17 protein-coding genes and 1 pseudogene are annotated in these 14,123 nt (G+C 37.3%); 16 read left to right on the top strand and 2 right to left on the bottom strand.

The genetic code is table 11. From position 1 onward, the window contains the following. The 16 genes and pseudogenes from K5G00_RS27925 to K5G00_RS27855 form a co-directional block, all read left to right on the top strand. Nucleotides 1-861, top strand: an 861-nt coding sequence (locus K5G00_RS27925) for a GTP pyrophosphokinase (RefSeq protein WP_238769785.1), incomplete at its 5' end; no start/stop codon positions are given. A gap of 94 nt (nt 862-955) precedes the next feature. Then, nucleotides 956-2,422, top strand: a complete 1,467-nt coding sequence (locus K5G00_RS27920; RefSeq protein ID WP_238769784.1) for a glycoside hydrolase family 130 protein — start codon at nt 956-958, stop codon at nt 2,420-2,422. Nucleotides 2,423-2,622: 200 nt separating this feature from the next. Beyond that, nucleotides 2,623-3,060 carry a hypothetical protein gene (locus K5G00_RS27915; protein WP_238769783.1) on the top strand — a complete coding sequence of 146 codons (438 nt, stop codon included), beginning with the start codon at nt 2,623-2,625 and terminating at the stop codon, nt 3,058-3,060. Between the two features lie 290 nt (nt 3,061-3,350). Then, complete coding sequence (locus K5G00_RS30295) at nt 3,351-3,518, top strand: Thivi_2564 family membrane protein (RefSeq protein ID WP_394800885.1); 168 nt, start codon at nt 3,351-3,353, stop codon at nt 3,516-3,518. A 249-nt stretch (nt 3,519-3,767) separates the two neighbouring features. Continuing rightward, entirely contained in the window at nt 3,768-4,103 is a 336-nt protein-coding gene (locus tag K5G00_RS27910; protein WP_238769782.1) for a hypothetical protein, read from the top strand. Nucleotides 4,104-4,459: 356 nt separating this feature from the next. After that, on the top strand, nt 4,460-4,690 hold the full coding sequence (locus tag K5G00_RS30290) for a histidine kinase dimerization/phospho-acceptor domain-containing protein (protein WP_394800886.1): 231 nt from the start codon (nt 4,460-4,462) through the stop codon (nt 4,688-4,690). A 155-nt stretch (nt 4,691-4,845) separates the two neighbouring features. Then, nucleotides 4,846-5,037, top strand: a complete 192-nt coding sequence (locus tag K5G00_RS27905) for a hypothetical protein (protein WP_238769781.1) — start codon at nt 4,846-4,848, stop codon at nt 5,035-5,037. After that, the gene (locus K5G00_RS27900; protein WP_238769780.1) at nt 5,021-5,224 is read left to right on the top strand and encodes an HU family DNA-binding protein; all 204 of its coding nucleotides are present in this window, start codon (nt 5,021-5,023) and stop codon (nt 5,222-5,224) included. Before K5G00_RS27905 ends, K5G00_RS27900 begins: the two co-directional genes overlap by 17 nt. Nucleotides 5,225-5,256: 32 nt before the next feature. Continuing rightward, entirely contained in the window at nt 5,257-5,487 is a 231-nt protein-coding gene (locus tag K5G00_RS27895; RefSeq protein ID WP_238769779.1) for a CsbD family protein, read from the top strand. After that, nucleotides 5,453-6,367, top strand: a pseudogene (locus K5G00_RS29910) (SPFH domain-containing protein). The gene K5G00_RS27895 and the pseudogene K5G00_RS29910 overlap by 35 nt, the downstream one beginning before the upstream one ends. Next, on the top strand, nt 6,364-6,921 hold the full coding sequence (locus K5G00_RS27880; RefSeq protein ID WP_238769778.1) for a universal stress protein: 558 nt from the start codon (nt 6,364-6,366) through the stop codon (nt 6,919-6,921). The pseudogene K5G00_RS29910 and the gene K5G00_RS27880 overlap by 4 nt, the downstream one beginning before the upstream one ends. 105 nt (nt 6,922-7,026) lie before the next feature. Next, nucleotides 7,027-7,425, top strand: a complete 399-nt coding sequence (locus K5G00_RS27875) for a hypothetical protein (RefSeq protein WP_238769777.1) — start codon at nt 7,027-7,029, stop codon at nt 7,423-7,425. Nucleotides 7,426-7,428: 3 nt separating this feature from the next. Continuing rightward, a complete protein-coding gene (locus tag K5G00_RS27870; protein ID WP_238769776.1) occupies nt 7,429-8,073 on the top strand; it encodes a PIG-L deacetylase family protein in 645 nt (214 codons plus the stop codon). Beyond that, nucleotides 8,070-9,212: a glycosyltransferase family 4 protein gene (locus tag K5G00_RS27865; RefSeq protein WP_238769775.1), complete on the top strand. Its 1,143-nt coding sequence runs from the start codon at nt 8,070-8,072 to the stop codon at nt 9,210-9,212. The genes K5G00_RS27870 and K5G00_RS27865 overlap by 4 nt, the downstream gene beginning before the upstream one ends. 84 nt (nt 9,213-9,296) lie before the next feature. Next, the gene (locus tag K5G00_RS27860) at nt 9,297-10,481 is read left to right on the top strand and encodes a glycoside hydrolase 100 family protein (RefSeq protein ID WP_238769774.1); all 1,185 of its coding nucleotides are present in this window, start codon (nt 9,297-9,299) and stop codon (nt 10,479-10,481) included. A 150-nt stretch (nt 10,482-10,631) separates the two neighbouring features. After that, nucleotides 10,632-10,823 carry a cold-shock protein gene (locus K5G00_RS27855; protein ID WP_238769773.1) on the top strand — a complete coding sequence of 64 codons (192 nt, stop codon included), beginning with the start codon at nt 10,632-10,634 and terminating at the stop codon, nt 10,821-10,823. A gap of 53 nt (nt 10,824-10,876) precedes the next feature. Here K5G00_RS27855 and K5G00_RS27850 read toward each other — a convergent pair whose 3' ends face one another. After that, nucleotides 10,877-13,123, bottom strand: coding sequence for a glycosyltransferase family 4 protein (locus tag K5G00_RS27850; protein WP_238769772.1), 2,247 nt, complete (start codon nt 13,121-13,123; stop codon nt 10,877-10,879). Nucleotides 13,124-13,203: 80 nt separating this feature from the next. Further along, nucleotides 13,204-14,094 (bottom strand): ATP-binding response regulator, encoded by an 891-nt coding sequence (locus tag K5G00_RS27845; RefSeq protein ID WP_238769771.1) that lies wholly within the window; start codon nt 14,092-14,094, stop codon nt 13,204-13,206. Between the last annotated feature and the right edge of the window lie 29 nt (nt 14,095-14,123).

Below are 14,123 nucleotides of genomic sequence, written 5' to 3'. Positions count from 1 at the left end.
GTTTCCGGTCGGATAAAAGATTACGATGAATGCCTTAGCAAATTTGAGCGGAAGTATTTACCAGGAATCGAAACTTCGAACATGGATTACAAAGTCATTGACTTTTTGTCTGATTTTGTAGGGATACGGGTTGTTTGTCCATATCTGAAGGATATAAACATCGTCCGAAAAGAACTGAAAAAGTATTTCAGAGAAGTTTCTATAACCGATAAAACCGTTCAGATTGAAAGTACCGATGATAAATTTGGCTATAAAAGTTTGCATCTGGATCTTAAATTGAATAGGAAATACGGGAAAAAAACAGAATATGTCCGCTATGCCGGTATCCAGTTTGAGCTTCAAATCAGGACTATCATTCAGGATGCATGGAGCGTTCTGGACCATAAAATTAAATATAAGAAAAGTATTCCGCAGAGCCTGAAGCGAAGAATAAACCGTTTATCCGCATTGTTCGAGATTGCAGACGATGAGTTTTTGAGAATAAATGATGAAATTATTTCGGAAGAAAAAAGAATAAACAGAAGATTAAAACAAGGGCAAATTGTTGAGAAAAATAAACCATTAGATGTATTCCGCTTTCTATTTGTAGCGTTAAAATATTTTCCGGAGTATAATTTTATTGAATTCAAAGTAGACGGATTTGTACAGGAAATTCTGAATATAAAAAAAAGATTTACTGAAAGTGAATTAAATGACGTACTGGAAACTTATCTGACATCGGTTGAACAGATAGCCGAAAATGAAAACAAGAAATTAAATCCATACACAAAGATTCGTTATTGCTTGTACCTGTTCGACCGTGATTTATTTTCAAGAATATTATCTGATTATCAAAAAAGTACCGTCTTGTTAATTAAATGATGCCTAAGATTTTCCCAATAGATTCACTTTCATCATATCCGTAGTTGTTCCATTATATCCATTACCTTTAGAAAAATACAAATACAATAAATAGATGCAGGTAACAGTAAACAGAAAAGATGTTAAATTTTACCCCGATGCCTCCAGAAAAATCGCAAGATTTCTCTACACCGGAGACGAAAGGGCGCTTAATACCATACGTTCAGTACTTAACATGTCAGAGACCTTGGTATCACAAACATTAAGTCCTGTGCTGAGAGACTACTCCCTTCGACATAGAAATATCTCTAAAATTTTTGAAAAACATTTTAACAGGATTGCTCATCTTTTAAAACAGTTAGAAATTGAACCTGACTCACTTAACATATCACAGAAAATACTTATAGGTTCCTATTTTACGATGGAGTATTCAATTGAGGCAGCCGCCTTTTTTAATCCATCTATTGTAGAACATCCCGACCAGTCAGAAATTGGCAAGGACGAAAAAAGAGTCATTTTGAGCTTCAGAGCTACAGGTGAAGGGCATATCTCGTCCATCGTTTTCAGAACCGGGGTGTTGGATAAAAACAAAAATTTATCGCTTGAACCTGTTGGAAAAATGCTGGAAGAAGCAGAGCATATCCGGCGGCACGTGTATGATAAAAAATCATTTAGCGCCAAACTTAATGAAATGAAGGATATTCATGCCATTGTTCCTTCAGGTTTGATTTTGGACAAGCTGAACGATAAATTTACCTATGGCGAACTTAGAGATTGTATAAAAGAAGCCAGAAAATCGTTGTACCTTACCGGGGAGAACGATATTTCATTTAATCAAATTACCTGGCTGGCTTCGTCGCATTATGAACTTGAATTTTCATTAGACACTAATATCTCTGAGCGTGTGATCTTTCCTGTATCAGTAAATGAAAAAAATGGCATTGAAGATGCACGCTTTGTAAAGTTTACGGATGATAATGGTGAGTGTGTGTATTATGCAACTTACACGGCATATGATGGTGCTACTATACTACCCAAAATGCTTGAAACCAAAGATTTTTATCATTTTAGGATAATGCCTTTTCATGGTGAAATTGCACAAAACAAAGGGATGGCACTTTTCCCCCGTAAAGTAAACGGGAAATATGCCATGCTTTGCAGGTTAGACGGCTATAACAATTACATTGCTTTCTCTGATAATATTTCAATCTGGCGAAAAGCCACATTATTACAGCAACCAAAGTTTCCTTGGGAATTTGTCCAAATCGGGAATTGTGGTTCACCCGTTGAAACACCCGAAGGCTGGTTGGTAATTACCCATGGCGTTGGGCCAATGCGTGAGTATGTTCTGGGAGCTTCATTATTAGACCTTCAAAATCCTGAAATAGAGATTGGCAGATTAAAATCACCACTTTTAATGCCCAATGCGAATGAAAGAGAAGGATATGTGCCGAATGTGGTATACTCGTGCGGCTCGATGATTCATAATGACGATTTGATCATTCCTTATGCGATGTCCGATTATGCTTCAACCTATGCAACTGTAAACCTAAAAGAACTACTGAACGAATTAAAAAAATAAAAATAACCAAGCATAATAAACAGGCCCTTTAAATTTCTCTGGTTATCATTCGAGAAATGTCCTCGTAATGTGTGAATGATGTAACTCTTGTTCTTAATTGTGTAATACTTTTTGACTGTAAAGTTAAGACCTTAGCATGGTGGAAATTCATTCACAACTGTCCCGCCAGCTGCGGAATTTTATAAAAGAAGAATATGAAAATGCAAAATAAGAACAGTCAGACAAAAAGCATTCTTTGGGTATTGCTTGCGGTTATGATGACTATTCCATTCACCTCATGCGCAAAAAAAATCACTTTTGTAAACTCGACCATTGTCCCGGGGGCGGAAGGTTATGTTAAAATTAAAAAGGACAATAATAAAAACTATATTATTAAAGTAGAAGTATCTGATTTGGCAGAAGTGGATAGGGTTCAATCATCTCAAACAACTTACGTGGTTTGGATGGAAACCGACGAAGGGAATGTTGAAAACCTGGGACAGTTAAAAAGCTCAAGAAGTTTCTTATCAAAACAGAAAACAGCATCGCTTCAAACAATATCTTCTTATAAACCGGTTAAAATATTTATTACTACCGAAAACGGTACAAATGTACAATATCCGGGAGAGCAGATTGTACTGCGCACAGACACTTTTTAGAAAGTGATACTATGTTAAAAAAGCTGATTAAAATTAAATTTTTAATAATACGTGCTGTAATAAGTAAGATAATTATAGAAAGGCGGTAAATAATGAACCATTAACAAAATAGTTAAATATTTCAAAAGGCGACTGAAAGGTTGTCTTTTATGTTTGAATGATAAATTACTTTGAGTGATCAATTTCCGTTGGTGTGGATGATGTAAATCTTTTCATGAAATGATGCCACATTATCAATGAGAACCTGATTCTTGTTAAATAGTACTTGGTGTCAATTTAAATTAACAGTTATGCCTGTTTTAACTTTCGTCATTGTCCTCCTGGTTGTTTTAGTAATCCTTTGGCAAATAAACAGCTACGTTCCAGCGCAACGCAGTATTAAATATATTATTATTGCAATTGTTGCAGTGGTTCTTATTATTTGGTTGCTATACGTATTTGGAATATTCGACAGTTAGGGCAACGTAATAATTTTAGCTTCAGTTTAGTTTATTGCCCGACATGGACTTTTCCTTTTAATTCAGTGAAGCTATAATTCTGTTCGCAAAATCATTTGGCCTAATTCATCTCTTACCTAATAGTTAATGGATAATGGAAGCAACAAAATTCATGACATCCCAAAGAACTATATATCATTATCCGATTGAGAGCCTTTGTCGATTTACTGTGAGAAGTGTTGTGTAAAATAACCCCTTTAGAAATTTAATATGGAAAAGCAAAATAAACCATTTGAAAGATCCGAAAAGCTGCGGCAAAAAGCAGAAATTTTGCTAAATAAAATGGATGAAAGAACAGATAGTTTTTCTTTTGAAGCGGATAAGTTAAAGCTCATTCATGAACTTAAAGTGCATCAGATAGAACTGGAGATACAGAACGAAGAATTAAAGCTGGCAGTAGAAAAGGAGGAAATTGCCAAAAAGAAATATATTGAACTGTATGATTTTGCCCCTTCTGGTCACCTGACACTTACAAACAAAGGTAAAATCATTGATTTGAATATTAGTGCAGAAAATTTGTTGAAAAAAACGAACATCATTAATTAACAGCAGTTTTGGTTTTTTTGTTTCTTCCGACACCAGAACCATATATAATGATTTTCTTCAAGATGTATTTGCAACAAATTTAAAGCAAACCTGCGAGCTAAAACTTGCCGGATGCGATGATTCAACGAGATATCTACTCGTCAACGGGATCATGAGCAATGTAGACGAAAAATGCATGTTGACACTGGTTGACATCACAAAAGCTTAAATTTACCCAGAACGAATTGACAAAAGCAAAAGAGAAAGCGGAAGAAGGCAACAAACTAAAATCTGCTTTTTGGGCAAATATGAGCGACGAAATCCGGACCCTAATCAATGGGATCCTGGGGTTTTCGGAACTTTAAAAAACGCTAACTCTGACAGGCGAGAAGCAACAAGAGTTTATCGATATCATTCAGAAAAGTGGCGTTCGTATGCTCAACATTTTAAATGACATTATTAATATCTCAAAAATAGAATCACAACAAATTGAAGTTCTGGTTTCAAATACAAATATAAACGAACAGGTAGAGTATATTTTTCATTTTTTCAAGCTTGAACTCTTATCCTTTAACAGGGTTTTTATTGGGCTTTATTGTAATCCTTAAGCGTAAATTATAAGAACATTATCCCTGATGTGCCTTCCAAAGAATGTGTGAATCATGTAACTCTTATTCCGAATTGTGTAATACTTTTCGCAGGCTTTTCATGTAAGTTTATAAACAATATCAGAATCTGTAAATGGATTGCAAATCTTTAAATCATGAAATATTCAACATTTGTTATTGCAGGCTTACTTTTAGTGTTATGGGGTGTTGTGGTTTTTAGCATCGATTCCCCTCCGCGACTTGTCCATTTAATTATTCCATTGGCAGGGATAATTATACTGCTTCGTATTTTATATAGTAAAAAATCATCAAAAAAAATAAAACAGAATTATGGAAACAAAATTTGATATGAACGAATGGAAACGAATAAGAGAACATCTAAGAAATAGACATCCTGAGTTAAAAGAAGTTGATTTGATTTGGGGCCGCACTTCTAGAAACGAATTGATAGAAATGATTTCAGCCAAATTGGGTAAATCAAAGAAAGAACTAATGGATGAAATTGAATCATTCCGGGATGTCTTAAGCGAATAAGCCAGCCTTTTCGGGCGTAAATTGTAATTAAAATGAAAATAAGAATGGATGATGAATTTGATTTTAAGAATTGGGAGATTGTTAAATATAAGCTGAAAAACACTTATTCTCAGTTAACAGATGCTGATTTAATTTGGAGGCATGGGACCAAAGATGAATTGTATGGGACAATAGCGACTAAACTCGGGAAAACAAGAAAAGAATTCAACGCAATTGTTGATTCATTTGATGTGCCGCAAAATCAGAGGTGGCAAGATATTTAATAAAAAAATAAAAATGAATTATTTGTATTTGATTGTTCCTGTAATTATAGTTCTTTTTGCAGGAATCAGAATTGTGAGGCCCACTCACCGCGGTCTTATTGAGCGACTTGGGAAATATAAGAAACTTGCGGATCCCGGATTTCATTGGATTATTCCGATTGTTGATCGCATTTTCATGGTAAATATTACAGAACAAATGGTGGATGCCGAACCGCAGGAAATTATCACGAATGACAACCTGAATGCCAGTGTGGATGCACAGGTATATTTTCGTGTAAAAGCGGACGAGGAAAGTATAAAAGGTTCAACCTATGATGTTGACAATTACCAATGGCAAATTGTTAATCTTGCCCGTACAACGCTCCGTAACATTATAGGCACACTTACCTAAAAATCGGCGAACTCCGAACGTGGAAAAATAAACACCGAACTGCATGAAACCCTGCATAAAGAAACTAAAAGCTGGGGAATTGAGATTATACGTACTGAGTTAAAACAGATTGATCCCCCTTCTGATGTACAGGAAACCATGAACAAGGTGGTGAAGGCCGAAAACGAGAAAATAGCCGCCATCGACTCAGCTACAGCCGCCGAAACCGTTGCCGATGGTGTAAAACGTGCCAAAATCAAAGAAGCTGAAGGCTACAAACAATCGAAAATTTTACATGCTGAGGGTGAAGCCGAAGCCATAAAACTGGTAAACGAAGCTGCCGATAAGTATTTTATTGGAAATGCCCAGCTATTGCGAAAATTGGAAGCCATGGAAGCATCGCTGGAGAATAATGCCAAAATTGTTATTCCAACCGGAACAGAACTGGTGAATATGATTGGTGAAATGGCCGGGGTTGTACCTCTGGAAAGAAAACAAAAGGAGAAATGATTTCAAGAAAAACGTTTTTGAAACGATTTTTAAAAGGTATTGAGGGAAGTAACAATACAAAATATCAACCTGAAGAAATGAAAAAAATATTGATCGCACTTGACTTTGATCAAAGCGCTCAAAGCGTAGCAGAAAAAGGTTTTTCATGGGCTAAAACAATGAAGGCTCAAATAACATTATTGCATGTTTTGGCAGATCCACAGGATTATTTGTTAACCAATCATGTTATTATTATGGGGTTTGCAGGTCATCTTGATACAAGTGAGAAATTAACTAAAGAAACTATTGATCCCCAAAAATTATCACAACAATTTCTCGATAAATCGAAACTTTATTTGGGAGATAATCGCATTCAAACGCTTCTTGAAAAAGGTGATTGCGCAGAAGCTATTTTAAAGGCAGCAAATAAAATTAGTGCGGATGCTATTGTAATGGGGTCGCACAGCAGAAAATGGTTTGAAAATACAACCATGGGAAGCGTTACTGAGAAAGTTTTACAAAATACGACTATTCCGGTTTTGATTATCCCAACAAAAGGACAACGTAATTCCTAATTTCAAAAGGGTTAATGGCGGAAATAATTTCCTTTAAACAAATTGATAAAAACGTTTAAGGGAAATAAAACAGCTACGAAAACGAAGAGAAGAAAATAAAATAAAATGAATTCAAAAAAACATTTAGGCATTTGGATGGACCATTCAACGGCCAACATAATGGAATTGTCGAATGCCAAAGTGGTGTCAAAAATAATTGAATCAATTCCAGCCTTCCCCGAGCAATTGCAAAACCTGAGAATGGACGAAAGCCTCATGCACAATAAAAAACAAAATGAACGATCTGCCTTTTACAAAAAAATGAGTTACGTAATTAATGATTACAGTGATGTTTTGCTTTTTGGACCCACAAATGCTAAAACTGAATTATTCAACCTGTTAAAAAACAATCATCATTTTGATAATAAACGAATCGCAGTTCAATCTGCCGATAATATGACCGAAAATCAGCAAGAAGCCTTCGTGAAAGACTTCTTTGGACCTACAAAGAGAAATAATAAATAAAAGATGGACGAAATAACATCGAAAAACGTCGCGGTAATTGTTGCCCACCCCGATGATGAAACATTGTGGGCGGGAGGAACAATTTTAAGTCATCCATCGTGGAATTGTTTTATTATTTCGCTTTGCAGGGGAAACGATGAAGAGCGTGCCCCAAAGTTTTATGAAGCATTAAAAATACTAGGAGCGGAAGGTGCTATGGGTACGCTGGATGACAGTCCTGAACAAATTCCCCTTAATATTAAAATAGTGGAGCAGGCCATTCTGGATCTGTTACCGGTTAAAAATTATAATTTAATCATTTCCCATAATCCTTCAGGAGAATATACACGGCACATTCGGCACGAAGAAGTAAGTAAAGCCGTAGTAAAACTTTGGTACAACCAGAAAATATTTACCGACGAACTTTGGAATTTTGCTTACGAAGATGGTAAAAGGAAGTATTATCCCAGACCCGAAATTGATGCAGCAATTTACCACAAACTAACGGAACGAATTTGGAAGAGAAAATACAACATGATTACAGAAACGTATGGATTTGATGAAAATAGCTGGGAGGCAAAAACTACTCCCAAAGATGAAGCGTTCCGACAGTTTACAAATTCGTTTACGGCTGTAAAATGGCTAAATAACGGAGGAGTTTACTTATGAAGGTACTGGTTTTATACGATTATCCTCCGTCGCCCGGGGGACTCGCCACCCAGGGAGATCTTTTATACAAAGGACTTGTTGAAATGGGTATTGATGCCCACCCGGTACATTTCGAATCGGCGCAGGAAAAGGAATGGTATTACCGCTGGTTTGAACCTGATGTTGTGGTTGGAGTAGGTTACTGGGGACATACCCCGCAGCTGGTACTTCATCCGCAACGGTATGGCGTGCAGCCTGTACCATGGTTGGTTGCCGATGGTTATATTGCCAATTACCAGGAAGTGTTAAATGCGCTGCCTCTGATTTTGGTGACATCTAACTGGGTAAAGGAAATGTATGTCAGGGATGGTATTGAAGGTAGTAAAATTGAAGTATTGCCGGTGGGGTGTAATACTGATACATTTATTCCCTTTCAAAAGGATGATCCAAAAATTCTGGCCGTTCGCGAAGCATTAGGTGTTTCACCCGATCAGTTAATGATTCTCACCGTTGGCGGTGACGCCGCATCCAAAGGCGCCCAGGAAGTAATGCAGGCATTGGCCATTATAGACAATAAAGCGCCCGACTGGAAGTATGTATGCAAAGTTTGGCCGCAGCCACGAACCAAAACTCAAAATTTGCTCGATTTGGAAATGGTAGTACATCTTGGTATTGAAAAAAATGTAACCTATGCAACAAACAAAATCTCACGGAATTTTATGCCTTACCTGATTGGAGCTTGTGATATTTATGCAGCTCCTTCGCGATTGGAAGGTTTTGGAATGCCACAGGTGGAGGCCGGTGCTTGTGGAAAACCGGTTGTCAGCATTAAAGCCATGGGAATGCTGGATACACTCATTCATGGAGAAACGGCGCTTCTTGCAAAAATAGCGCGCAAAATTGCTGTGAGTGAAGTTATTCTTGGTGAAGAGTCGGGATTCGAAGATCAACATAAAGTTACTTTTAAAGTGCCACGCACGGTCGATTACCGGGCAAATGTACAGGATATCGCAAAGTACTTATTGCAGCTTATGAACGATGCTGAATTACGCAAAAGAATGGGTAAAGCAGGCAGAGAGAGGGTTGTAGAGAATTTCGATTACCGGGTTGTTGCAAAACGGTTTGTGCAGATCGTCAATGATAAATTGGGAATATATTGAAAAAGAAATCATGAGTTGGAAGACCCGGGGCGCGTGAAAAACGAACTTTATTTTCCCTACTACTTAATTAAATGAAAAATGCGTATGAATCTTTCGAAAGAGATTAAACAAGCAAAAGAAGCAGCACTGGAAGTACTACTCTATAATTCCCACGGACCATTTCAAGGTTTACCACGAACAGCGGGCTGGGGGTATCCGGAACCTTATACGCGGGATCTAATGATTTCAATTCTGGGGATTGCCGTTTTCGGAAATCAAAAATTGCTTGACAGCATTCGAAAAGTGTTGGAAACACTGGCAAAAAATCAAACAGAGCATGGTCATATTCCTTCGCTGGTACACGATAGTGAGGATCGTGGAGCCAGTGATACAACTCCATTGTTTTTGCTGGCAACCGGCATATTCAGAAAAGTTACGGGTGAAGTTGATTTCCTTGAAGAGGCAGTAGAAAAATCTCTGGTTTGGATGAGCTATCAAAGTCCTTCAGACAACGACCTTGTAGCGCAACAACCGACCAGCGACTGGCGCGATGAACAATGGGTAACCGGCTACGGACTGTATGTGAATACACTGGTTTACAGTTATCTCAGAATTCTTGGCAAACACGAGTCAGCAGAAAACATGCGCCACATCATGAGCCGGTTTACCGTTACAGGAGGAACCATGCACCGCCATGTACATGAGGGGCTGGTGGTGAAACACAAACCTTATTATGCTTTTTGGTCTTACAAAATTTTTAGCAGTGAGCGTTTCGATCTTCTTGGAAACAGCCTGGCCATTCTTTCCGGAATTGCTTCACCTAAGCGATCCAATGAAATGATTTCGTGGATTGAAGAGGAATGCGCAGGAATGCGTGAACGAGGTGAACTAACGGGAGCATTACCACCCAATTTTTTCCCCTTCATAAAACCGGAAGATCCCGACTGGCATGGGCGATATGATAAATATAATAAACCGGGGGATTATCATAACGGCGGGATCTGGCCTTTTACATGCGGATTTTACATTGCGGCCCTGGTAGCTGCCAAACGATATAAACTCGCCACCGAAAAACTTGAAGCCCTTACCCAGTGTATAAAACTTTCAAATTCAGGTGACCAATACCATGGATTTAATGAATGGATTAAAGCACAGGATGGTTTACCCATGGGTCAGGACTGGCAAACCTGGAGTGCGTCGATGTATCTCTATGCTGCAAAATGTGTTGAAGAAAAAGATACACCCTTCTTTAACGAATTAAGAAACGAAGCAAAGGTTTCGCGTGCCTGATATTACGAATAATGAAAAAGTAGTACAAACGAAACAATGAAATTGAAGACAAATATTATGCTTTCAGTATTATTAACAATCAAAATGATAATAAAGAGTGAACTATCCGAAATATTAACGTAACTTGCACGCAATTAATAATTTAATATAATGAATAAAGGAACAGTAAAGTTTTACAATGATTTCAAAGGATTTGGATTCATTAAAGACTCCAATTCAGCAAAAGAGTATTTTGTACATTCCACAGGATTGAAAGATAATATCGGAGAGAATGACGAAGTAACGTTTGATTTGGAAGAAGGAAAAAAAGGATTAAATGCCGTTAACGTTAAACTATCGTAGTTTAAAATATAGTATCATTTAAAATTTTGTCCCGCTTTTAAGCGGGATTTTTTTTATACCAATTTCAAATCCGAACGGTGAAATTCTTCATAGGCCTGCAATACGGTTAAATGAGAGATTAAATAAGCCAGCGAACTTTCTGCACCTTGGTTTCTGTTCACTCCATAACTCTCGAAACCATCGCAACACCCTTTCGTCTCAAAATCATACAAACTCATTCGCAAATCATTTTCACCCAAAAACCATAAAAACGAAGTGTAAAGTTTATTGAGGTAATCCTTGTCTTTTGTAACAAAATATGCCTGGTGGTACATTAATACCATTGCCATTGCATCAATAGGCTGCTGGGCAAAAACAGACCGTTCACCCTCCTTTTTGTACCATTTTTCATTACCAATTACCGATAAGTAATTGTCCTTTAATGTATGCTCTGTCAGGAAATTCATTGATTCAACTGCCGTTTCTGTAATTTGTGTGTCATTCAATATTTCTGCTGAATGTAAAAGCGCCAATGGTAAAATGCCATTATCGTAAGCCAGTAACGATTCAAACCAATTCCAGTCAGCGGTCTGGTTTTCCTTATAATGTTTGATTAATACATTCGCGAGGTTCCTCAACCTTTCGGTCATGGAATCGTCAGACGGATTACTTTTCAGGTAATAACTAATTCCAATCATCGTATTGGCAATGCCACGGATGGATTGTAATTTTTCAAAATTGGCTGATGCATCAAAAAATACCAGTTTGCCGGTTTGATAATACGCATCGTTGGGAGCATTCCCAAGTAAATAACCCAATGCCCATATTGTTCGGCCAAATGAATCTTCAGAGCCATTTTCATCTAAAAAATTCCGGTTAAAACTCAGGAAGTTCCGGAAGGTGCCATTGGCATTTTGCATATAATGGATGTAGCTTAAATAAATGGGGGATAATTCCAATGCCCGCATATCTTTTTTTTGTTTGTAAGCCATTAAAACCATCAATAAAGCGCGTGAGTTGTCATCCAGACAATAACCTTCTTTTAAATTGGGAATGCCAAACTTGGCGTGCTGAATGATACCGGTGTCATCTGTCAGGCGATTGATATGAGCGAGCGAGAATGGGGGAAGAATGAGTAAATCGGGTTCTGCTTCTTTTTGAATAGTAACCGAATGTCCATCCTTCATTACTTCTTCTGCAAGTACTACATACTTTTCGCCGGTTTTTGGCCAGGTTATTTTTTCCCCATATTCACCGGCTTTATTTTTTAATTCACTGAGTTCTTCAGGATGTTCAAGAAGTTCCGTTAACACTTCCGCAAGGCCATCCGAATCATTAAAATTAAATAACCTGCCCCTTCCTTTAGCCAGCAATTCAGCGGCATGCCAGTATGGTGTTGACAGAACAGCTGCACCTACTCCCACTGCATACGAAAGTGTTCCACTGGTAATCTGGGCTTCATTCAAATAAGGAGTGATGTAAATGTCACAGGCATATAAATATTTGAACAATTCTTGTTCATCAATAAATTCATTCAGGAATATTACATGATTTTCAAGCTGAAGGTTTTTCACCTGGCGAAGTAAGAAAACCCGGTATTCCTCTCCGGAATGCCGGAGCACATTCGGGTGGGTTTTTCCTAAAACGATATAAATAATTTCCGGGTGTTTTTTAACGACTTCCGGCAATGCTTTAATTACTGTTTCAATGCCCTTGCTGCGCCCAATAAAACCGAAGGTAAGCAGTACTTTCCTGTTTTCAAGTTTGAACTCTTTTTTCGATTTTTCTGGATTAAAATGAATGTCGGGAACACCATGTTCAATCAGTGCAATTTTTTCTTTGGGCACATCGTAAATACCGACCAGAAAATCAACCGCTTTGTGGCTCATCACTACAATTTTATGCGTCATTTTGCAGATTTCCTTCAAAACCGCTTTTTCGTTGTACGAAGGTGCTTTGAGAATGGTATGAAGCGTAACAATGAGCGGAATCTCCAGCCGATGTAGCAGGGGGAGGATATAAACCCCATTTTGGCCGCCAAATATTCCAAATTCGTGCTGAAGGATGCAAACGTCTGCACCACTCAGATTAATATACTTTACTGCTTTCAAATAATCTTCCTGATGGTCTTGCCTGATGATGGCTTTTACTTCTTCAGGATATTTATAAGTGAGATCGTTATCATTTAATGCAACCACAAAACCTTCATGGTTTTGTTCTTCCGGAGCCTTGTTGGTCAACATCGATTTGAACAAATTGTTGGTAAACGTTCCAATTCCACATTCCCGGGGTGGATAAGTAGCAATGTAAGCTATTTTCATTTTTATATGGGTTTATAGTTGAAGAAGAGTTTGTGATAACTTTTTCTTGTTATCCTTTCTTCTTTAAAAGTGACCTGAATTTATATCAGTTCAAAGTGTTTTTTTAGTAATCTTTCAAATACATTTGAGGAAAAAGGTTTTGAGACAAAATCATCGCATCCCGCATCAATGGCTTTTTCCCGTTCTACATCGAAAGCCATTGCAGTTTGTGCGACAATAATCACCTCACTATTAAAAAGGCGTATTTGTCTGGTCGCTTCATATCCGTTCATTTCAGGCATTCGAATATCCATTATTATTAAATCAATATCGGGATTATTCTGACAGGAATCCACTGCTTCAATACCTGATTTTACTGTAATCATTTCCCGTGCGAAGTTACCAAGCAATTTCCGAATGAGTTTTTCAGATATTTCATCATTCTCTGCAATTAAAATTTTAAGATATTTGGTTGAAATAGCCGGCTTTTGGAGTAAATCATTTTGCTCTTTTTTGACAGAATCATAAGGAATAGTAAAATAGAAAGAAGAACCTTGCCCAAACTCGCTTTCCACCCAAATTCTTCCTCCAAATAATTCCACATAAGCTTTCGAAATTGATAGACCAAAACCATTTCCGCTATTATCTACCATAAGCTTTGTGCTGACTCTTTCGAACCTATCAAAAATGATATTTTTCTGCTCCTCATCAATTCCAACACCTGTATCTTTCACAAAAAATATTAAGGTTTCTCCCTTCTTATCATATCCAAATTTTATTGCTCCTCTTTCTGTAAATTTTATTGCATTTTTTATTAGGTTAATCAGAATTGCGATGATTTTATTCTGATCTGAATAGACAGTAGCTTCCTTTGAAGGTAATCCCTGTTCGCAGAGCAAATTAATTCCCTTCCCGTCAACTTCTTGCTTAAAGAAGTAATAAATATATTCTATTACCTCATTTAAATTTGTCTCTGAATTTAAAACCTTCATTTATCTTTTTGTATCACTTAAAAAGGGTA

It is taken from the genome of Maribellus maritimus, assembly GCF_022267315.1.
Taxonomy (GTDB): domain Bacteria; phylum Bacteroidota; class Bacteroidia; order Bacteroidales; family Prolixibacteraceae; genus Draconibacterium; species Draconibacterium maritimum.
Note: the sequence above shows the minus strand (reverse complement) of the source record. Positions and strands in the feature narration are given on the sequence as shown.

Bases quoted from the DNA above. Each gene is read 5' to 3' on its own strand.
- K5G00_RS27860 (WP_238769774.1), top strand. From the start codon at position 9,297: ATGAATCTTTCGAAAGAGATTAAACAAGCAAAAGAAGCAGCACTGGAA.
- K5G00_RS27910 (WP_238769782.1), top strand. From the start codon at position 3,768: ATGGAAAAGCAAAATAAACCATTTGAAAGATCCGAAAAGCTGCGGCAA.
- K5G00_RS27865 (WP_238769775.1), top strand. From the start codon at position 8,070: ATGAAGGTACTGGTTTTATACGATTATCCTCCGTCGCCCGGGGGACTC.
- K5G00_RS30295 (WP_394800885.1), top strand. From the start codon at position 3,351: ATGCCTGTTTTAACTTTCGTCATTGTCCTCCTGGTTGTTTTAGTAATC.
- K5G00_RS27880 (WP_238769778.1), top strand. From the start codon at position 6,364: ATGATTTCAAGAAAAACGTTTTTGAAACGATTTTTAAAAGGTATTGAG.
- K5G00_RS27870 (WP_238769776.1), top strand. From the start codon at position 7,429: ATGGACGAAATAACATCGAAAAACGTCGCGGTAATTGTTGCCCACCCC.
- K5G00_RS27895 (WP_238769779.1), top strand. From the start codon at position 5,257: ATGAAAATAAGAATGGATGATGAATTTGATTTTAAGAATTGGGAGATT.
- K5G00_RS27855 (WP_238769773.1), top strand. From the start codon at position 10,632: ATGAATAAAGGAACAGTAAAGTTTTACAATGATTTCAAAGGATTTGGA.
- K5G00_RS27845 (WP_238769771.1), bottom strand. From the start codon at position 14,094: ATGAAGGTTTTAAATTCAGAGACAAATTTAAATGAGGTAATAGAATAT.
- K5G00_RS27900 (WP_238769780.1), top strand. From the start codon at position 5,021: ATGGAAACAAAATTTGATATGAACGAATGGAAACGAATAAGAGAACAT.
- K5G00_RS27915 (WP_238769783.1), top strand. From the start codon at position 2,623: ATGCAAAATAAGAACAGTCAGACAAAAAGCATTCTTTGGGTATTGCTT.
- K5G00_RS27905 (WP_238769781.1), top strand. From the start codon at position 4,846: ATGAAATATTCAACATTTGTTATTGCAGGCTTACTTTTAGTGTTATGG.
- K5G00_RS27850 (WP_238769772.1), bottom strand. From the start codon at position 13,123: ATGAAAATAGCTTACATTGCTACTTATCCACCCCGGGAATGTGGAATT.
- K5G00_RS27920 (WP_238769784.1), top strand. From the start codon at position 956: ATGCAGGTAACAGTAAACAGAAAAGATGTTAAATTTTACCCCGATGCC.
- K5G00_RS27875 (WP_238769777.1), top strand. From the start codon at position 7,027: ATGAATTCAAAAAAACATTTAGGCATTTGGATGGACCATTCAACGGCC.